22 protein-coding genes and 2 pseudogenes are annotated in these 16,737 nt (G+C 68.6%); 10 read left to right on the top strand and 14 right to left on the bottom strand.

Going from position 1 to position 16,737, the window contains the following annotated elements:
• Positions 1-311 precede the first annotated feature (311 nt).
• The 5 genes from ACZ7GZ_RS39440 to ACZ7GZ_RS39460 form a co-directional block, all read right to left on the bottom strand.
• A complete protein-coding gene (locus ACZ7GZ_RS39440) occupies positions 312-698 on the bottom strand; it encodes a hypothetical protein (RefSeq protein WP_471032147.1) in 387 nt (128 codons plus the stop codon).
• A 450-nt stretch (positions 699-1,148) separates the two neighbouring features.
• Positions 1,149-1,661 carry a DUF5994 family protein gene (locus ACZ7GZ_RS39445; RefSeq protein WP_471032180.1) on the bottom strand — a complete coding sequence of 171 codons (513 nt, stop codon included), beginning with the start codon at positions 1,659-1,661 and terminating at the stop codon, positions 1,149-1,151.
• A 309-nt stretch (positions 1,662-1,970) separates the two neighbouring features.
• Positions 1,971-2,348, bottom strand: coding sequence for an Asp23/Gls24 family envelope stress response protein (locus tag ACZ7GZ_RS39450; RefSeq protein ID WP_471032148.1), 378 nt, complete (start codon positions 2,346-2,348; stop codon positions 1,971-1,973).
• A complete protein-coding gene (locus tag ACZ7GZ_RS39455; RefSeq protein ID WP_471032150.1) occupies positions 2,348-3,016 on the bottom strand; it encodes an Asp23/Gls24 family envelope stress response protein in 669 nt (222 codons plus the stop codon). Before ACZ7GZ_RS39455 ends, ACZ7GZ_RS39450 begins: the two co-directional genes overlap by 1 nt.
• Positions 3,007-3,582, bottom strand: coding sequence for an RNA polymerase sigma factor (locus ACZ7GZ_RS39460; protein WP_471032152.1), 576 nt, complete (start codon positions 3,580-3,582; stop codon positions 3,007-3,009). Before ACZ7GZ_RS39460 ends, ACZ7GZ_RS39455 begins: the two co-directional genes overlap by 10 nt.
• 154 nt (positions 3,583-3,736) lie before the next feature.
• Here ACZ7GZ_RS39460 and ACZ7GZ_RS39465 point away from each other — a divergent pair, with 154 nt between their 5' ends.
• From ACZ7GZ_RS39465 to ACZ7GZ_RS39490, 6 genes and pseudogenes are all read left to right on the top strand, one after another.
• Positions 3,737-4,222, top strand: coding sequence for an Asp23/Gls24 family envelope stress response protein (locus ACZ7GZ_RS39465; protein ID WP_360576435.1), 486 nt, complete (start codon positions 3,737-3,739; stop codon positions 4,220-4,222).
• Positions 4,223-4,291: 69 nt separating this feature from the next.
• Positions 4,292-4,459 (top strand): hypothetical protein, encoded by a 168-nt coding sequence (locus ACZ7GZ_RS39470; protein WP_360147228.1) that lies wholly within the window; start codon positions 4,292-4,294, stop codon positions 4,457-4,459.
• Positions 4,456-4,863 (top strand): Asp23/Gls24 family envelope stress response protein, encoded by a 408-nt coding sequence (locus ACZ7GZ_RS39475; RefSeq protein WP_471032154.1) that lies wholly within the window; start codon positions 4,456-4,458, stop codon positions 4,861-4,863. The genes ACZ7GZ_RS39470 and ACZ7GZ_RS39475 overlap by 4 nt, the downstream gene beginning before the upstream one ends.
• 112 nt (positions 4,864-4,975) lie before the next feature.
• The gene (locus tag ACZ7GZ_RS39480) at positions 4,976-5,602 is read left to right on the top strand and encodes a DUF6286 domain-containing protein (RefSeq protein ID WP_471032157.1); all 627 of its coding nucleotides are present in this window, start codon (positions 4,976-4,978) and stop codon (positions 5,600-5,602) included.
• Positions 5,603-5,623: 21 nt separating this feature from the next.
• Positions 5,624-6,232, top strand: coding sequence for an alkaline shock response membrane anchor protein AmaP (locus tag ACZ7GZ_RS39485; RefSeq protein ID WP_471032160.1), 609 nt, complete (start codon positions 5,624-5,626; stop codon positions 6,230-6,232).
• 89 nt (positions 6,233-6,321) lie between these two features.
• A pseudogene (locus ACZ7GZ_RS39490) lies at positions 6,322-6,405 on the top strand (DUF6131 family protein); the annotation flags it as partial.
• A gap of 32 nt (positions 6,406-6,437) precedes the next feature.
• Here ACZ7GZ_RS39490 and ACZ7GZ_RS39495 read toward each other — a convergent pair.
• A pseudogene (locus tag ACZ7GZ_RS39495) lies at positions 6,438-6,572 on the bottom strand (acyl-CoA desaturase); the annotation flags it as partial.
• A gap of 302 nt (positions 6,573-6,874) precedes the next feature.
• Positions 6,875-7,156 carry a hypothetical protein gene (locus ACZ7GZ_RS39500; RefSeq protein ID WP_471032162.1) on the bottom strand — a complete coding sequence of 94 codons (282 nt, stop codon included), beginning with the start codon at positions 7,154-7,156 and terminating at the stop codon, positions 6,875-6,877.
• A 501-nt stretch (positions 7,157-7,657) separates the two neighbouring features.
• On the opposite strand from ACZ7GZ_RS39500, the gene ACZ7GZ_RS39505 reads away from it, so the two are divergent.
• Positions 7,658-8,065, top strand: coding sequence for a hypothetical protein (locus tag ACZ7GZ_RS39505; RefSeq protein ID WP_471032163.1), 408 nt, complete (start codon positions 7,658-7,660; stop codon positions 8,063-8,065).
• A gap of 1,498 nt (positions 8,066-9,563) precedes the next feature.
• Here the strand turns inward: ACZ7GZ_RS39505 and ACZ7GZ_RS39510 are convergent.
• Entirely contained in the window at positions 9,564-10,013 is a 450-nt protein-coding gene (locus ACZ7GZ_RS39510; protein ID WP_471032165.1) for a tyrosine-type recombinase/integrase, read from the bottom strand.
• 73 nt (positions 10,014-10,086) lie between these two features.
• The gene (locus ACZ7GZ_RS39515) at positions 10,087-10,221 is read right to left on the bottom strand and encodes a hypothetical protein (protein WP_471032167.1); all 135 of its coding nucleotides are present in this window, start codon (positions 10,219-10,221) and stop codon (positions 10,087-10,089) included.
• A gap of 28 nt (positions 10,222-10,249) precedes the next feature.
• On the opposite strand from ACZ7GZ_RS39515, the gene ACZ7GZ_RS39520 reads away from it, so the two are divergent.
• A complete protein-coding gene (locus tag ACZ7GZ_RS39520) occupies positions 10,250-10,375 on the top strand; it encodes a hypothetical protein (protein ID WP_471032168.1) in 126 nt (41 codons plus the stop codon).
• Positions 10,376-10,863: 488 nt separating this feature from the next.
• Here the strand turns inward: ACZ7GZ_RS39520 and ACZ7GZ_RS39525 are convergent, their stop codons facing one another.
• Both ACZ7GZ_RS39525 and ACZ7GZ_RS39530 read right to left on the bottom strand, forming a co-directional pair.
• Entirely contained in the window at positions 10,864-11,454 is a 591-nt protein-coding gene (locus ACZ7GZ_RS39525) for an SUKH-4 family immunity protein (protein ID WP_471032169.1), read from the bottom strand.
• 551 nt (positions 11,455-12,005) lie between these two features.
• Positions 12,006-12,830, bottom strand: a complete 825-nt coding sequence (locus ACZ7GZ_RS39530) for a helix-turn-helix transcriptional regulator (RefSeq protein ID WP_471032171.1) — start codon at positions 12,828-12,830, stop codon at positions 12,006-12,008.
• A 219-nt stretch (positions 12,831-13,049) separates the two neighbouring features.
• Here ACZ7GZ_RS39530 and ACZ7GZ_RS39535 point away from each other — a divergent pair, with 219 nt between their 5' ends.
• Positions 13,050-13,787, top strand: coding sequence for an SDR family oxidoreductase (locus ACZ7GZ_RS39535; RefSeq protein ID WP_471032174.1), 738 nt, complete (start codon positions 13,050-13,052; stop codon positions 13,785-13,787).
• Positions 13,788-14,081: 294 nt separating this feature from the next.
• Here ACZ7GZ_RS39535 and ACZ7GZ_RS39540 read toward each other — a convergent pair whose 3' ends face one another.
• Positions 14,082-14,420, bottom strand: coding sequence for a hypothetical protein (locus ACZ7GZ_RS39540; protein WP_471032176.1), 339 nt, complete (start codon positions 14,418-14,420; stop codon positions 14,082-14,084).
• Positions 14,421-14,654: 234 nt separating this feature from the next.
• Here ACZ7GZ_RS39540 and ACZ7GZ_RS39545 point away from each other — a divergent pair, with 234 nt between their 5' ends.
• A complete protein-coding gene (locus tag ACZ7GZ_RS39545; RefSeq protein WP_471032177.1) occupies positions 14,655-15,536 on the top strand; it encodes an IS5 family transposase in 882 nt (293 codons plus the stop codon).
• Between the two features lie 29 nt (positions 15,537-15,565).
• On the opposite strand, the gene ACZ7GZ_RS39550 is transcribed toward ACZ7GZ_RS39545, so the two are convergent.
• Complete coding sequence (locus tag ACZ7GZ_RS39550) at positions 15,566-16,330, bottom strand: MerR family transcriptional regulator (protein WP_471032181.1); 765 nt, start codon at positions 16,328-16,330, stop codon at positions 15,566-15,568.
• A 209-nt stretch (positions 16,331-16,539) separates the two neighbouring features.
• Positions 16,540-16,737: hypothetical protein (locus ACZ7GZ_RS39555; protein ID WP_471032179.1), on the bottom strand; the 198-nt coding region annotated here is incomplete at its 5' end.

A 16,737-nucleotide genomic window follows, 5' to 3' on the forward strand; every position in this document is an offset into this window, starting at 1 on the left:
CCGAATAGTCCTTCATCGCCATCGGCGGTCTTCTCGCTTCCTCCGGATCAAGCAGATCCAGTATCAGCGTGTCCACCACTCAGGGGGAGGCCCCGCTCGACCGTCCCACTGATCTCGGCACACCGGTTATAGCCGGACCACAGCTGGGTGATTTCGTCCGAACCGGCGCTCAACCGGGGCTGGACGGGGCTGACGCGGAGTCGGCTTCTCGCCCACTCGTGACCGGCATCCGTCTCGGCCTCATCCGTCTCGGCCGCGGCCGGCACCGCACCGGGCAAGGGTCCCGCCGAGGGCCCCCGCCCCTGGAACACTCAGCAGGCGCGCCTGCTGCTCGCCGGCCACCCGGAGAACGTCCGTGGCACCCGCTGCCGGCTGCGGGCCGTCTTGAGGGCGTGGCGGTGTCCGAGGACAGTGCGGCGTCGGCGGTCCTGCTGCTGAGCGAACTGGTCAGCAATGCCGTTCTGCACGCCCGGGACAGCTGCCGGGTGCTGGTCACCGCCCGGCTGCGGTGGGGCCTGCTGGAGTGTGAGGTAGAGGACCAGGACCCGAGCTGGGGGCCGATGCGCATCGGGCGCGATGCGGGCGAGCGCGGCGCACCGACAAGTCCCGGGCCGGTCGGGTGGGTGGTGCAAGCGCAGGGATCCGTCGGCCACGGTGGTGGCCCGCGACGCGTGGAGGAAGGCGTTGAGGCCGGTCACGTCGCAGAAGGTGACCGCGGTCAGGTCGACGTCGATGGTGCGGATGCCGTCGCGCAGGCATTGCCAGTGACTCGCGCACGACGTGCTCCGTTGTCAGATCGATCTCACAGGCCAGGGTGATCAGCGCCCGGCTGTTCCTGTCGTGCCGGTAGAGGGTCAGCTGGGGAATTGGCATGGCACCTCGGTTCAGAAGACGGCCCTGGCGCGCGAAGGACCGGACACGCGGCTCATCCTGCGCTCGGTACACGGTCGTGCTCGCGTGCGGAGAGGCGAACGGCCGGTTCAGCAGCCTGTGTTCCAGGCGCAGGGTCGGCTGTCCCAGGCGCAGGGTCGGCTTGTCACCTCGGGGGATGCGCCGGCAATCGGACGGAGTCCACTACGGCGGATATCTGTGCGTGGTGAGCAGCCGCATCCGGAGCACGCCCACCGTGGTGACGTTCTCCCTGCCTGTCACATTCCTACTGCCGGGGTGGGCACATGGCCTATGACCTCTGCGGCAGGGGTACGTGCGGCATGTCCGCCTTCGGAGTCCCAGACCGCCTCCCGGAGCGAGCCCCGGTCGGCCGCTTCCTCTGCCGCCGTCCGGAAACGCTCGGCCTCATGGATCAGGCCGGTCGCCGTGAGGCTCCGCGACGGGTCGGTGGCCGTGGCCATGAGCCGAGCCGCGGTGGCCGGCGCTGTCTCCGGTGGAATCACCAGCAGGTCCCAGCGGCCGACGGTGTAGGAGAGCAGCAGCAGCTTGTGCGGGTCTTGCTCGGCCTCGAACCAGCCGACGTGCACCACGTGCCCGCGAACGGGCACCTTTCGCGGGATGGGCCAGAACGTGGGATCCACCATTACCCGGGTGATCCGCCCCCACAGCGGGTCGAGGACCTCGATGAGCGCCGGAAGCTCCGCCGTCAGGTCGCGGGGCCACCAGGCACCGTCGATCAGTGCCGGAGCAGTTCCGAGGGGTGCCAGGATGAGTCAGAGAGGCGACAAAGAAGGAGTCCGGTCCTCGGCCGCGGGCGTCAACAGAATGGTCGCGATCATGACACGGACCCAACCCCGGGCCGGTCGTGGCCGACCCGGTTGTCATGAATCGCCGAAAACGACGTCAGCGTGGAAGCTGGTGTACGAAATGCTCTCGGTAACCACCAGGGTACTCCTCGTCGGGGGCCGACGGACCGTTGCCGCTACGGGCTGAACGGAGCACGAGGCGCCGGCCGCCCGCCGCCGCAGTCAGCGCAGGAGGCGAAGGAGCGACAATTCGCGGGGCCCGTGCCCGATCGCTCATGCCGCGTCGCGCCAGGCGGCGATACCGGTCACCGTGACCGCGACGGTGACCGGCTCCGCGACACCGCGGGTGGCGAGGTGAGCGATGACGGCGGCAGCCACCCGGTCGTGGACGTTCCGGGCGATGTCCAGCGCCCGCCGTCCCTCGGTCAGGACGCAGCGCACCTCGATGTGCCATCCCGAACCGCCCGGCGCCCGGTCGGCGCGAACGCCGGCCTCGGGCGGCGCGCGGTGGGGCGTAGTGTTCGCCCAGGTGGGCGCGGCGACTGCCGCGAGGCGGTGGGCGAGGCGGGGTTGCAGGCCGGTCACGCCAGGGACCGTGAGGGCCGCCTCGGCCGCGACGCCGAGGAGCGCGGTGGTGCCGGGGGCGGTCATCACGTACCACCGCCGGTCGCCGAACCGGGGTCGAGGGGCGGCCACGGCTCCAGTACGTCGACCACAGTGATGTCGACGGCCGTCACCGCGAGCCCCAGGTCCTGCCCGGCCGAGTGGAGGACCGATCGGCGTACATGATGGACCCGGTCGGGCAGCGGTCGGTCGAGGGCGGCGGCCAGGGTCATGGTCACCCGCACGCCGCTGCCGTTGCCCTCGGGTATCAGCCGGCAGGTCGCGGCTCTGGCACCGGGGACCGTGTCCGCGGCCCGCCGCAGTACCTTCGCCGCGGCGCTCTCGGCGATCCGAAGTTCGAGGTCCGGGTCGGCCAGGGGAAGCAGCCGCCCGAGCCGGACCTCTGCCCTGACGATGTCCATGACGCGGTCGGCGAGTGCGTGCAGGCCGGGAGGGTCCTCGGCGCGCAGCGCCCAGGTGGCCGCGTTCACCGTGGACAGTCCCTCGACGGCATCTCGGCAGTGAGGACAGGACACCGTGTGCGGGTCCGGGGGCGGTGCCGCGTCGTGCGCCTCTTCCCAGACCCGGCTGAGCAGGCGGCCGCAGGGCAGGACCTCGTCGCCTGCGAACGGAGGCACGTCCGCGGCTGAGCCGTTGCGGGGCCAGTCGGCTCCGGGTGCTCCGTAAGGCCGCTTGTGCGGGTCGTCTAGCGCCATGGGCCCATCGCCTCCTGCAGGGATCGGCGTGCCCTGAACAGTCTGCCGCGCACTGTCTGCTCGCTGGTCCGCGTCACGTGGGCTATCTCCTTGTAGGGCAGGCCCTGCAGTTCCCGCAGGATCCAGCAGACCCGCTGTCCGGCGTCCAGCTCGGCGAGCGCGCGGGACAGGGCGGCCGTGGCCGCGTCCTGCTCGGCGGTCCGGGCGGGGTGGCTCCACGCGTCGTCCGTCGTGGGTTCGGCGACGATGTCCAGGGGGATGGGCGGTGGCCGGCGGCGGCGCATGGTGAGGCAGCGGTTGACGGTGATCCGGTACATCCAGGTGCGGAACTCCGCGCTGTGGCGGTATTCCGGCAGTCGCCTCCAGGCGCTGACGAAGGCGTCCTGAACGGCCTCCTCGGCGTCCTGGGGGTTGCCCAGCATGCAGCGGGCCAGGGCCAGGAGGGGCCGGCTGTGCCGCTGGACGAGAAGGGCGAAGGAGTCGTCGTCTCCCTCGGCCGCCCGCACGGCCAGCAGTCGGTCGGGCAGGTCGGCTCCCAGTCGTGGGGAAGCGGTGTGTTCGATCATGGCGCTCCCACGCAGGTTCGGAAGGAGCGTGTACCCCCCACGCGAGATGTGATGCATGTCACATGACATGTGCGTGAGGCATACGCGGAACCGTGGGTCCAACTCTTTGACGGGCACCACTCCGGTGTCCGGCCGACCGATCGAGGCGACCGTCATGACGGAGAACATCACCAGCGTCGGCGGGGGCGGCAGGCCCGATGTGGGCGTGAGCGCGCTGAAAGGCCGCACCGGGGCCGGGGCTCCGGCCGAGACACGGGGGAAGACCACCATCGCCGACGGCGTGGTGGCCAAGATCGCGGGCATGGCCGCCCGCGAGGTGCCGGGCATCTACAGCCTGGGAGCGGGTATGGCCCGCGCCTTCGGTGCCATGCGCGAACGCGTCCCCGGCGGCGGAGGCGGAGCCGTCACGCGAGGAGTGAAGGTGGAGGTCGGCGAGCGTCAGGCCGCTGTCGACCTGGACGTCGTCGTCGAGTACGGCGTCCCCATCGTCGACGTCGCCGGCGGTGTCCGCACCAATGTCATCAGCGCCGTGGAGCGGATGACGGGCCTGGAGGTCGTCGAGGTGAACATCGCCGTCGACGACGTCCATTTGCCCGACGAGGAGGAAGGGACCGAACCGGACGAGGGGCGCGTGAGGTGATCGACCCCCTGCCGGGCGCGAAAGATCGCGCGCACGGTGTCGTACCTGCGCGAGACGGGTGAGTGCATCATGAACGCAGCAACGACGGGCCTCGCGGCCGGCATGGCCCTGGGCTTCGCCGGTTACTTCGGCGGCTTCTGGGCATTTCTGCTGGTTCTGGTCCTGGGTACGGCGGGACTGATCGTCGGCCTCGCCCTGCAGGGCGACCTCGACGTCCGGGCACGGAGGCGGCGGTGAAGACCCGGCCCGGTTCCCCCGGCAAGGCGTCGGGTCCACCGGCGCCGGCCCCCGGCCTGCCGCCCCCGGCCGAGCGGGGAGCCACCGTCATCCCGGACAGGGTGGTCGCCCGTATCGCCACGCATGCCGCCCGCGCGGCCCAGGCCCGGCGGGCCGCCGTACCGCCGGACCGGGGCGGGCCGACGGCAACCAGCGCCTCCGCCACCGTCCGTACCGGATCGGTGCGCCTGCACCTGACCATGGACCTGCCCTATCCCACCGACCTCCCCCGTGTCTGCGAGCGGATCCAGCAGGACGTCGCCGAACGGGTCGCCCAGCTGACCGGCTTGCGCGTGGGAGAGGTCCTCCTCACGGTACGACGGCTGGTGACCGCCGCCGATGGGATCCGGGGGCGGGTCCAGTGAGCGGCCACGCGGCCCGGGTCGCCGGGCACGCCGTGGAGGAAGGGCGATCGCGATGACACCCGACCCCGGTCCTCCGGACCGCAGCTCCGCATCGCCCGCGCCCCGTGGCGCAGTGCCGCTGACGAAGGAGCCCGACCCGCCCGAACGCGACGTGCCCACCTCGGGCCCCCGACCCGGTGAGCCCGGCAGAGGGCACCGGACCCACCGCAACTGGTCGGCGCGTCGCATCACGGCGGCGCTGGCCGCGACGGTGATCCTCGTGGCCGCGGTCGCGGCGCTGATCGACGTCATCGCCGTACGGGCGGGACGTCCGGCAGCGGCCTGGCGGCGGCATCTGGCCGACGAACTGGCCGCCCGTCCCGTGGACGACGTGTGGATGCTGACGGGATCCGCCGTGGCCGCCGCCGTCGGCGTCTGGCTGATGGTCCTCGCCCTCACTCCTGGTCAGCGCCGATGGCTGCCCCTGCGCTCACCCGCCGACTGTCCCCGAGTGCGGGCCTTCCTGGACCGCGACGGCGCCGCCGACCTGCTGCGTGACGCCGCCATGCGAGTCCCCGGAGTCGGCTCGGCGCACGTCCTGGTAGGCCGCCACCGCATCAAAGCCCGCGCGGACGTCCGCTTCCGCGACCCCCAGCGGGTGAAGGACGACCTCACCGCCGTCCTCGACGAGGAACGCGACCGGCTGGCCCTCGCCCGCCCTCCCCGCATCGTCGTACGGGTGCGGCAACGCACCGACTGACTCAGCACCGGAGCCCGCACCATGACGCCGCGATCCGCGCTCAACCGCAGTCTGCTGGCCGTCGCCGGCCTGGTCCTGCTCGGCGGCGGACTGCTGATCCTCTTCGCCGGACTCGACCTCTACCGGCGACATGATCTGGTCCCGCCCGCCGGCTGGCCCCTGGCCACCCCGGACGACGTCCTGCTCGGCTCCGCCGACCGGGCCCGCTGGAGCAGCCAGGGCTGGTGGTGGTGGCCCGCGGTCATCGCCTCCCTCGCCCTCACCGCCCTGCTCGCCCTGTGGTGGCTGCTCGCCCAGCTGAGCCGACGCCGCCCCGGCTCACTGCCCGTCGGCGGCGCACCCCCACAGGAAGGCGTCGAACTGCGCGGGCGCGCACTCAGCGACGCGATCGCGGCCGAAGCCGGTGCGCTGCCGGACGTCGACCGTGCGGCCGTACGCATCACCGGCCGGCCCGCCCACCACCGCACCCACGTCAGGCTCACCCTCACCCCCGAGGGCACGCCCGGCGCCACTCTCGGTGCCCTCTGCAAAGGCCCGCTCAGCACCGCACGCCGGTCCACCGGCCTTGTCGACATGCCCACCGAGGTCCGCCTGCACGTCTCCCGCCACAAACCACACAGAGTGGAGTAAGGAAAGGATCGACCGTTCCTACCGCAACGCGCTTTCAACCCCTCGCAGTTCGCAGGGAATCAGCACTACTCCCCAAGGAAGAAACCATGATCATCCTGGTGGTCGTCGGAGCCATCCTGTGGGTCCTCGCCGCGATGGGACACGCCGTCGCCGGTCGGCGCCACTCCTGGTGATCGCTCCCGCGCAGCCGGTCGCCGCCGCACGGCTGGCCGCTGTCGACGGCGTGCCGGGCGCGGATGGGGTCGCCGTGGTCGCCGTGGTGGAGGTCGTGCCGGCTCTCGCCGAAGCAGAGCAGAGCCAGCGGCCGCAGGTTGGTGGCCCGGTCGAAGCGAGGGGTACGGCGCAGCAGGGCCGTGCCGGGTTTCACCGACCGGTGGACGGCGTGCGCGACCGCAGAGCATGCGACCGCATACGACCCTGCTCCCTCACCGTACCCCGCACGAGGCTCGCGCGAGCGTCTCGCCGCAGAACGCGGTTATGGAAACAGGCAACGGCTCCGGCGTATACCCGCCGGAGCCGCCCTTCCGGGTCATTGCACGTGAGAGTGCGCCGACCCGCTTCCCACGTTACGCCAAGGGGATTAATCCGACATGAACAATCCTTGTGAAGGTTCGCTTCGGTCCGAGAGGCCGATGCGGTCGCTCAGCCACGCCCTTCCTCTTCTGTTTCCATCTGCCGGATCCCCTGGTGCGTCAGCGTGATCATCGCGGGCGTGTTGCCCCTCTCCCAGTCCACGACGACCCAGCCTTCGCCCGCCAGGTACATGCAGGCAGCGGCCATGTCCTGCTCAGGGATGCCGAGGTCGTTGCGGAGCTTCGCCCCGTCGACGCCCCGGAGGCGATTGCCTTCGGCGGCTTGATACAGAGCCTGCATGATCCTCTCGCGGTACTCTTCCGGTCCCGCAATATCGCCATGACGCGCCATCCTCTACCGTTCGTGGTCGGGCCGGAGTCGATGTCATCGGCGGTCGCCGTCGCGGTGGGACGCGTCGGAACGCTCGCGTCGACCGCCGACCGAGGGTGCCTCCGGGGCCGACGCCCGATCCCCGGCAGAACATCGCTGTAGTGGAAGGCAGCGATCCGTTCGTCGTGCTGACCGTTGAGCTGATGGATCAGAACGACTCCGACGGCGATCAGGACGAGCAGCACGGCCAGAGCGATGACGAGCATGGGATCTCACCTCCGCCGACCGCCGGGCAAAGGCCCTGCCGAGCCGATGGGCCGAGCCAGGGACGACGGTCGGCCTACTCCGCCGTCGGCCTCCCACGCTTCTTCCCTGCTTCGGGCATCGATCCTTTCTGCTGCTTGCTCCCGGGCCGGGGCATCGATGCCGTCGCCGGCCATCAGCTGCGCGGCGGCATCCGCACCGGTTTCCCGGCGGCCATCAGCGGAGAAGAGAGTGACTCTGTGCGGATCCTGCTCTTCGGTGGACCAGCCCACCTGCACGGTGCGCCCGGCGTCGGACACCCAGTGCGGCAGGACGGGCCAGCAGGTTGACCAGATCCTGGTCGGCCGGGACACCGCGGCGCGGCAGTGGGTCCTGTTCGACCGCCGGAACGGCGCCCACTACCGCGCGGCCGGCCACGTCCAGGTCCGTAGCCGCCGGCAGGACCAGCGCATCGACAAGATCACCCCCACCTCCGGCCAGCGGCGGCTTGCCCAGGCACAGCTCGCCGCGGCCTGGCGCGACGACGGCACGCTGCTGCTGCCCTTCGGCGGCCACCCGATCACCTACCCGCCCCGGGCCGGGGAAGACTGGAGCGGGTCTGCAGCCTCCTGGCAGCGGGACTGGAAGATCAGCCACCCCAGGCCCGCCGACGATGCCACATGGTGAGGCCTGCTGCCCCTGCCCACATCCGCGCCACCCGGAATGGGACCGTGCGCGTCGAGGACGCCACCCAGGCGTCCCGCTTGTCGAGATCGAAGAGCTACGACTTGTTCGCCGCGGGGATTCCCCTGCCGCGGGCTGCCGACAGGCCGCACCACCCCGCGTCGTCACCCCCTCGCTCCTCCCCGTGCTCGAGAGCGGCGAGCCGGAGTACAACGGCGCCCCCAGTACAAGCCGCAAGACGTCTTGACCAACTGCCCGACGACGTTCCGCCGGAGCAGGCCGGCGGGGCGCCGTCATATCACGTCCCCATCTACGCAGCACACCCGTCGGAGCAAGCCGACGGGTGTGCCGAAGCAAACAAGACGGCTTGGTTCGTCGCGGGGAGTTCCGAGGTCACGTGCTGCGCATCTACCCGTACGACGCTTGTCGTCGCCGCGTCCTTGCTTCGGGTGCTACGAGAGAGGAGAACCGAGTACAACGTGCCGACGCCAGACGCTGCAACCCACTGCTTCGGAAGTCCCGCCGGGCCGCGTCGGCGGGGCTTTCGTCGAACGGCGCTCTCACACGCCCATCACCGACTGCGTCGACTCCCCCGGACCAAATGGCACTGACCTGGCATTACGTGCCCGTCATGGACTGGCCTGGAGCTCTGTGGACGGCTCTTACAACCTGTGCCATGTGGTACCGCACACGCAGACGACTCCCATAAGGCGTCGCCCTTCCTGCCCTCAGTCCCTCCCACGCACACGAAGCCGAGGGACAGGAAAGATCCGGACCATACGCGGACCAACCGAGACGCAAAGGCCACCGCTTACACCCTGCAGTTCAGGCAAAGCCGGGTCGGCCTCTCAGTCAGGTCGCCTACCCGCGCAACGACCCTGAGCCGATCAGCTCCAAGATGGCCGAGTTCAACGGAGCGTAATCAGCACCGAGTCAGCACCGCACCGTCAAATCACCCCGAACTACGCGTCCCGGACGGCGCTGGTTTCGATCACTCGCGAGCCCATGAACCGCTCTTCCCTGAGCCGGCATGGTGGCCACACGCATAGCCGCCCCCCGAACTATGGTGCCCCACCACATGTGGCCCTGACCTGCATCTTCCTACCGTGTGCCGACACGTACCCGTCCCCACCGCACACGAGGAAGTGGCGCACATGGCCTCCGGAACCACCGCTCCCCCACCACCCGCGAACCTCAAGCGCATCGTCGCCGCCAGCCTCATCGGCACCACCATCGAGTGGTACGACAACTCATTCGATCGGGGCTAGGACCTGCGGTTTTCGATGGTTGCGCCCCCCAAAGTCAGCACCGAACCAGCACCGGAATCTGTACAGGCTGGTACGGGCTTGCCGGACAACCCACGCCCCACTCGCTGCAGCCTCAGCGAGGGCCCTCCAGCGGTTACGCACCGTGCCTACGGCCCGGACGTCGTCGTGGCAGCAATTCCCCCTTGGGCCTGTCCAGCATGTCGCCGCTCTCCCTCCACACGACGGCAATTCGCTCAAAGGCGTTGCTGCACCTCATGAGCAGCCAGGCACGACGACACAGCGAGCGTCTTTCCCCCAGCAGCGTCACGCGGCCTCGCCAATGGGTTCGAGCTGGAGCGGAAGGACAAGCTGGCCTCGAGGCTGAGCACGGCGACCCTCACCGATCGCCGGCGCTGCGGGGCGTCCGGCAGGACGTGGGCGTAGGTCTGGTTGGTCGTGTGGGGATCGCTGTGACCGAGCCGTTCGGCCATGTCCGCCACGGGTGCGCCCCCGGCGAGACCGACGGAGGCGAAATAATGCCTGAGCCAGTGCGGCGTGATGTTGCGGGTGATTCCTGCGTCCTTTCTGGCCGTGTGCCAGAGCCGATGCGCGAGCGCATGCTGCGACGCGGAAAATACCGTGCATACGGACGTGTTCGCGGACTTTGGCCGCGAACACGCTCGGCAGCGGAACAAGGCGCTCATCGCCGCTCTCCCGCCATTTCAGGTGCCGGATCCGGTGCACCCGTCCTCTCCCCTTCGCCGCAGCACCCCGCCGTCATCGCAGCCCGGCCGTCTCAGCCTCGCCGTCCTGTGTGATCTGCCGGTCCACCAGCAACGTGCCAGCCGCGAAGTCGAACTGCTGAAGGAAGCCCGCGCTCGCCTCACCCGGCCGCAACTCCCACGCCGTCATCAACCTCAGCGCACCCAAGCCCGACCAGGTGCTCCGCGAAGGCGTGCTGCGCCTCACCCAGCAGATCGACGGCCAGACCGTCGGCGGCCTGTTGCACCTGCTGAAGCCGGCCGAGGACGTCAGCTTCCAGCACACCGACGGCCATCGGCCCTGACGCCGATTCCAGGTGACCGCCGGTCGGCAGACCGAAGGGCGGTCACCGTCTTGGCTGGGTAGCCTCGCTCAGCCACTGCAGCTACCCCGATGACGCCGCTGGCATGGACCGGGCTGGATGAGTTCTTCGGTCGTTCGTTGCCCAACCGGCGAGATGACCTCGGACACTCCAGTGTCAAGGCAGTGCAGCGCGTCGACCGGGCACTGGCGTATAGGCTCACACACGCTTTCAACCTCGCCGGTACTGGCCCCGACCTGCTGTGCCGTTACCCGATGCAAGAACGTCACCCCAGTGACTACACCATTCCATGGAACAACGATCCCCCACAGGACGCCGTGCATAGAACTGGCCTGTCGTTTCGGCCGCTTCGTCGGTTTGGCTCCGTTCAGCCGACATTTCGGCCGCTGCCCGTCGGCGGTGATGGTGATCGCCGCGATGGAACACAAGGGCAGCGTCCTCGCCGAGCGCCGGGTCGCAGACAAGGGTCCTCAAAGGAAGTGGTGTTCGGGATCCACGATGTACGTGAGGACCCCGTGCCAGCGGGAATCGGGGTTCTCCAGGGCTGCCGGATCCACAGACATCATGGCCCTCCGGACTCGAACCTGTGCGGCCTCGGGGTCGTAAGGCACCTCGATCTCGCTTTCCCATTGCGCGTCGAAGTGCGGGCGTTCCAGTTGGAGGAGGTACAGGAAGTGCACGAAAGACCGGAGCGAGCTGTTCCATAAGTAGATCTCGGAGTCGTCGGGCAGGCAGTAGACCGTGCCAGTGCCAGGATCGAAGGCGAGACCGTCATAGGGGATCATGCCCAAACTGATCCACTTGTCCGCTCCCGTTGGGACGACGGAGTAACGGTCGGTGAGTTTGCCATCCCAATCCTCGACGCGCCCGAACCGCTCTGCCAGCTCAGCGTCTATATCGAACCACGGATTGTCCCAGACCGGAATTCCCAGCATTCCCAGGATTTCCCTGGCGTCGGGATCGCCGATAGCGGGTAGGTTTCCTTCCGACGCGACAATCAATTCAGCCGGATCAAACACTGTTTCCAGCATCTCACGAGTGAGGGCGAGCGGACGGATCATACTCTTTTCCTGTCATTTATTGCTGACCTGCGGGAATGTCAGGATATCATCTATTGGCCTGCAGTTCGGGGAGATGCAAATCCATTTCATCGTTCCCCGCGCCGAAACGGTGCGTGACCATGGTGTTTGATAATTTCTCGGCCATCCAGCACTGCAGTTCACCCCATGACGCGCGGCGCTCTCTCCGTATAGAGCTGGAGTGACTCCAGCAGCCGCATCAGATCAGACTGGCACAAGGCCATCATGCGCTCTCCTCCGGCAGAGCTGATGCGTTCTCAGGTGGCGAGATGAAGGGTCACCGGGTTCGGCGGGACGGGGGTCAACCTGGGCCCCCGTTCGAGACGAACTGCGCTCGTTGTGCCCACCGGGGTCGCGTCCACCCCGGAGCCGACGGAGAAGTAACCGTGTGCAGCTCGGTATCGAGAATGGCTGGGCCCCCATGCGTCACCCGCGGTGAGACGGTCCCCTTATCTTCAGCAGTTGCTCGGCGCGCGGCCGCTGGCCCTCCGCCGCCGTACAGTGAGCGCTGGTACTGCCGCCGACCTCCTCCTTCATTCGCCGGTCACGGCTGCGCTCCCGTCGGGCGTTTCGCTGCTGTCGACATAGACGACCAGCGTCTGCTCCGGCTGTTCGGCCAGGTGAAAAGCGGTGTACGCATAGTCGATCGCTCCCCGTTGCGGGTGTCGTAGCCGTTTGCGACCGCTGTGCCGAGCCTGCACCTCGTACTGCGGCCACCAGTCCCGCACCTCTGGGCTGCCCTCGTTCAGGTCCTCGATCAGTCGGGCGTACCGCGGGTCGTCGGAATGGCGTGCCGCTAGCGTCCTGAGCCGGCCGAGCAGGCCGCGTGCTTCGGGTTCCCAGTCGACCAGGATGTCCCGGGCCACCGGTTCGAGGAACACCCAGCGGGCGAAGTTGGCGGGCCGGTCCGCCTCAGTGATGAGCCTCGGGAACAATTCGTGGGCTGCCTGGTTGTGACTGAGGACGTCATAGTTGCCGCCGATGATGTATGCCGGGTTCGGCTGCAGCAGCAGGGGGACGGCACCCGCCTCGGCCGTTAGCGGCTCGCGTTCCTCGGCTTCGGCCGCAGGTGGGTGACCGGCGAGCTGGAGAAGATGATCGCGCTCGTGCCGGTCGAGCCGCAGCGCCGCGGCCAGGGCGTTGAGCACCTGTTCGGAGACGCGGATCTTTCGCCCCTGCTCCAGGTACGTGTACCAGGTGGCGCTGATCCCGGCCAGCAGTGCCAGTTCCTCACGGCGAAGTCCCGGAGTCCGGCGGCGGCCGGTCTGGGGCAGGCCCACCTCGTCAGGAGTCAGGCGCTCTCTCCGGCTGCGCAGGAATTCACTTAGTTGACGGCGTTGGTCCGGCTGCGTGGGCATGACGGGTGGCACCTTCAGTTCCAGAATAAATACGGTCTGGATACCAGGCTAAGCCCGTCGGAGACTGGTGTGTGAGCACGGGCCGCGGCATGACCGACGGCCCCACACGGTCACACCGGCACCCGGCCTGCCAGGGCGCAGCGGCTTGGCGGACGCTCCTCCAGGACCCGCTGCCGCTCGGCACCCCGGCCCCGGTGGCGAAGACGGAGAGGGCAACTCATGTCCGGAATCAAGGGCAAAGTGGTGGCGATCACGGGAGCCAGCAGTGGCATCGGCGAGGCGACCGCGCTGCTGCTCGCCGAACGCGGCGCGCGACTCGTCCTCGGCGCGCGCCGGTCCGAGCGCCTGGCGGAGCTGGTGGCCCGGATCGAGAAGGCAGGTGGCACAGCCGTGCAGATCCGCACCGACGTGACCCGGCGTGACGACCTGCAGGCCCTGGTCGCGCTGGCCGGTGAGTGCTTCGGCCGACTCGACGTACTCGTCAGCAATGCCGGAGTCGGCACCATATCGCCTCTCGACGATCTGCGCGTCGAGGAGTGGGACCACATGGTCGACGTCAACGTGAAGGGTGTGCTGCACGGGATCGGCGCCGCGCTGCCGGTCTTCCGGGCGCAGGGAACCGGCCACTTCATCACCACCGCCTCCACGGCCGCGTTTCGCATCGTGCCGGCCATGGCCGTCTACGCCGGCACCAAGTTCGCGGTCCGGGCCATCTGCGAAGGACTGCGCCAGGAAGCCGGCGACTCCTTGCGGGTGACTACCGTCTCACCTGGTGCGACTGCGACCGACTTCGCCGAGGCGTCAACCAACAGCCAGGTCAGAGCAGAGATCACGAAGATGCGGGACGACATCGCGATCCCGCCCGACGCGATCGCCCGGGCCATCGCTTTCGCGATCGAACAGCCTGCCGCGGTCGACGTGAACGACATCGTCGTCCGGCCCACCGCCCAGAGCTGACCTCCCCCGCCCTTCCGGCGCGGACACGCGCACCCGCGGGAGTGTCCCACAGTCACACGGCAACACAGGCCCGCTGGCCCGTGGGGTGGGTGGCATGCCCGAGTGGAAACGACGGATGCGACACCAGATGATCAAGGTGGCTGAGACCGAAGATCGACCTGGAGCCGCGTCCGCGTGCAATCTTCCCTGATCAGCGTGCTCACGCGCCACTTCGAGGACGCAACCGCGCCATGTCCACCCACAGTCCACCTGGACCGTCGGGGTCCGGGTGGTCCCGCCGGTCCAGGGAGGCGGCTACGAGCCGAATCGCACGCTGTGGGGGAGGTCGCCGAAGAAGCTGGTGAACTGGCCGGGCTGCAGACTGCCCCAGGAGTTCCCGCAGTTGCTGTCGAAGTAGAGCGTGGCAGTGGCGTTGGTCTGGTTCGAGGCGTTGGTCGCACCGTCGTGGAGGGGCTCGCACACGCCGAGGGGCGGGTCGGTGATCTGGAAGTCACCCACCGACGAGCTGTAGAAGAACGTGCCGGAGGCGGCGTAGGCGCTGCTCATGGGCAGCGCGGTGAAGAGCGCGAGGGTGGCACCCGTGGTCAGGGCCAAGCGGCCGAGACGCGTCGCCGGAATGCGTCTGATGGTCATGATCGCAACGGTTCCAGACGCTACCAGGGAACCCAAGGTGGTACAGCTGCGAACCAGGAAGCAGAAGGGACAGTGCGCGCCCCTGACGCGCTTCGCGCGCCTGCTTAGGCTCCCCGCACAGCTCCTGCCCGGAACAGCGCCAGATCCACCACTCGGGCAAGAGCCATCAGACACGGCCTAGAGCGTGTCCGATGGGTCATGTGACCGGCGATTGGCGAGATCGTTCCGGCTGGTGTGGGGCGGGGTGATCTTTCTGACGCGCAGTGGGCTCGGTTGGAGCCGCACCTTCCGAAGAACGTGGGACGGGGCGGGCGGTGGAAGTGTCATCGTAAGGTGATCAACGGCATTCTGTTCCGCGAGCGCACCGGCATTCCCTGGCGCGACCTGCCGATGCGCTTCGGGAAGTGGAAGACCTGCCACGACCGGCATCGGCGCTGGTCGGCGGACGGCACCTGGGAGAACGTGCTGCGTTCCGTCCAGACCGACGCCGACGCCGAGGACCGTATCGACTGGAGCATGGTCGGCATTGACTCGACGACCTGCCGGGCCCATCAGCATGCCGCCGGGGCTCGAAGGCGTCCGCCGCGAATTCCTAGGAAACGGATCCCGCCCGCTCAGCATCGCCCCGACGAGGCCCTCGGCCGGTCCAGGGGAGGTCTGACCACGAAAATTCATCTCGCCGGAGACGGCGGCTGTCGGCCCTTGGCGGTGCTGATCACGCCAGGTCAGTGGGGCGACGCACCTCAGTTGATCCCGGTCCTTGAGCGCGTTCGCGTACGACGGCCGGGTGGCGGTCACCCGCGCACCCGGCCTGATCACCTCAGCGGCGATAAGGCGTACTCATCCCGTCGTAACCGCCGGTGCCTGCGCAGGCGCCGGATCAAGCACACCATCCCCGAACCGAGGAACCAGCGGGCCAACAGACAGCACCGTGGCAGCCGGGGCGGTGGGCCCACCGGCTTCGACAAGTCGCTCTACAAACGCAGGAATGAAGTCGAGCGAACGATCAACGCCCTCAAGGGCTTCCGTGCCGTAGCCACCCGATTCGATAAGAGGGCATACATCTTCCACGGCACCGTGACCGTCGCAGCCATTCGCCTCTGGCTGCGCTCATGACCCGCCGCACGGCCCTTAGGCGCGTGCGGTCAGCTCAGCCGGGCATCGGCGTACACGGTCATCGCATCGCGCTGGTAGACGGCGAGACCTTCGGCGATCTTGTCGAAGTTTGCCCGCATCTGCGGGTCGTCGACATAGGTCTGGCCCACTCCCTTGTACGCGGCTGCGTTCGGGGTCCAGAACCGGCAGATCTGCTGGTAGTTGGCGTCCACCTCGGCCTGTACCGCGGGGTCGGAGACCGGCGTGCCGGCCACCATGAACTCCGCCATACGGATCATCTGCGCCGTCACCTCACGCTGCCAGCGCTCCGTGTCCTCGGAGGTCATCGCCTCGACTGCCTGCCGGGACTGCTCCCACGCCTGCGGCCACCGCTCCCGTACCGCGGCCTCGGCCTCGGAGGGGGCCTGAAACCCCTCGAACAGGTTCTCCGGCTTGTTGATCTTCGTCATCTTCCCGTTGTCCCTACCTTCTTCCAGTTCGGCGATGGTGCGCCCGACCGTACGGGCGAGCGTCTCCAGCCGGTCCCGTTCCGCGAGCAGCCGTTCGTGGTGCTCACGCAGCACGGCCACCTGGTCGAGCTGGTTGTCCAGGACCGCCTGGATCTCGCGCAGCCCCAGGCCCAGCTCCCGCATCAGCAGGATCTGCTGCAAACGCAGCAGATCGGCCTCCTCGTAGTAGCGGTGCCCGTTGCTCCCGATCCATGCGGGCGGCAGCAGGCCGATCTCGTCGTAATGCCGCAGCGCCCGCGATGTCACCTTGGACATCCGCGCCACCTCCGCGATCGACCAGGCCATTACCGGTGCCTCCCTCGCCGGGCCGGTCTCTCCGGCCACACACATGACCGTAGAAGTTGCCGCAACGGAAAGCGCAAGCCCGAAACCCTATTGGACAGGCACCAGGGCCTGACCCATCGGACAGGCCCTAGCGACCTCCGTGGCATGGCCAGGTGTTGGGCTCAGTCCTTCGCTTGACTGAGGCCACCTCCGCGTCTGCCCACCCTCCGTCAGGCGGCCTCGACCACTGCCTCGAACTCAAGGGGCAAATTGAGCTCGGTCTGCATCGTGAAGACGGCATCCATCAGAGACCTCAGACGCTCCGGAGCGTCATGAGGCGCCCCGAAGTTTCCGGACAGTGGTCCCACTACGATGGGTCTGTTCGGAAAGGGAAGCTGGTTGTCGCAGAAACGCAGGAACTTCACTCC

Source organism: Streptomyces sp. NPDC037288 (assembly GCF_055603265.1).

Coding starts and splice junctions, on each gene's coding strand:
- ACZ7GZ_RS39450 (WP_471032148.1), bottom strand. CDS start 2,348: ATGACCGCCCCCGGCACCACCGCGCTCCTCGGCGTCGCGGCCGAGGCG.
- ACZ7GZ_RS39455 (WP_471032150.1), bottom strand. CDS start 3,016: ATGGCGCTAGACGACCCGCACAAGCGGCCTTACGGAGCACCCGGAGCC.
- ACZ7GZ_RS39460 (WP_471032152.1), bottom strand. CDS start 3,582: ATGATCGAACACACCGCTTCCCCACGACTGGGAGCCGACCTGCCCGAC.
- ACZ7GZ_RS39465 (WP_360576435.1), top strand. CDS start 3,737: ATGACGGAGAACATCACCAGCGTCGGCGGGGGCGGCAGGCCCGATGTG.
- ACZ7GZ_RS39470 (WP_360147228.1), top strand. CDS start 4,292: ATGAACGCAGCAACGACGGGCCTCGCGGCCGGCATGGCCCTGGGCTTC.
- ACZ7GZ_RS39485 (WP_471032160.1), top strand. CDS start 5,624: ATGACGCCGCGATCCGCGCTCAACCGCAGTCTGCTGGCCGTCGCCGGC.
- ACZ7GZ_RS39500 (WP_471032162.1), bottom strand. CDS start 7,156: ATGGCGCGTCATGGCGATATTGCGGGACCGGAAGAGTACCGCGAGAGG.
- ACZ7GZ_RS39510 (WP_471032165.1), bottom strand. CDS start 10,013: ATGAGCGCCTTGTTCCGCTGCCGAGCGTGTTCGCGGCCAAAGTCCGCG.
- ACZ7GZ_RS39515 (WP_471032167.1), bottom strand. CDS start 10,221: ATGACGGCGTGGGAGTTGCGGCCGGGTGAGGCGAGCGCGGGCTTCCTT.
- ACZ7GZ_RS39525 (WP_471032169.1), bottom strand. CDS start 11,454: ATGATCCGTCCGCTCGCCCTCACTCGTGAGATGCTGGAAACAGTGTTT.
- ACZ7GZ_RS39530 (WP_471032171.1), bottom strand. CDS start 12,830: ATGCCCACGCAGCCGGACCAACGCCGTCAACTAAGTGAATTCCTGCGC.
- ACZ7GZ_RS39535 (WP_471032174.1), top strand. CDS start 13,050: ATGTCCGGAATCAAGGGCAAAGTGGTGGCGATCACGGGAGCCAGCAGT.
- ACZ7GZ_RS39540 (WP_471032176.1), bottom strand. CDS start 14,420: ATGACCATCAGACGCATTCCGGCGACGCGTCTCGGCCGCTTGGCCCTG.
- ACZ7GZ_RS39550 (WP_471032181.1), bottom strand. CDS start 16,330: ATGGCCTGGTCGATCGCGGAGGTGGCGCGGATGTCCAAGGTGACATCG.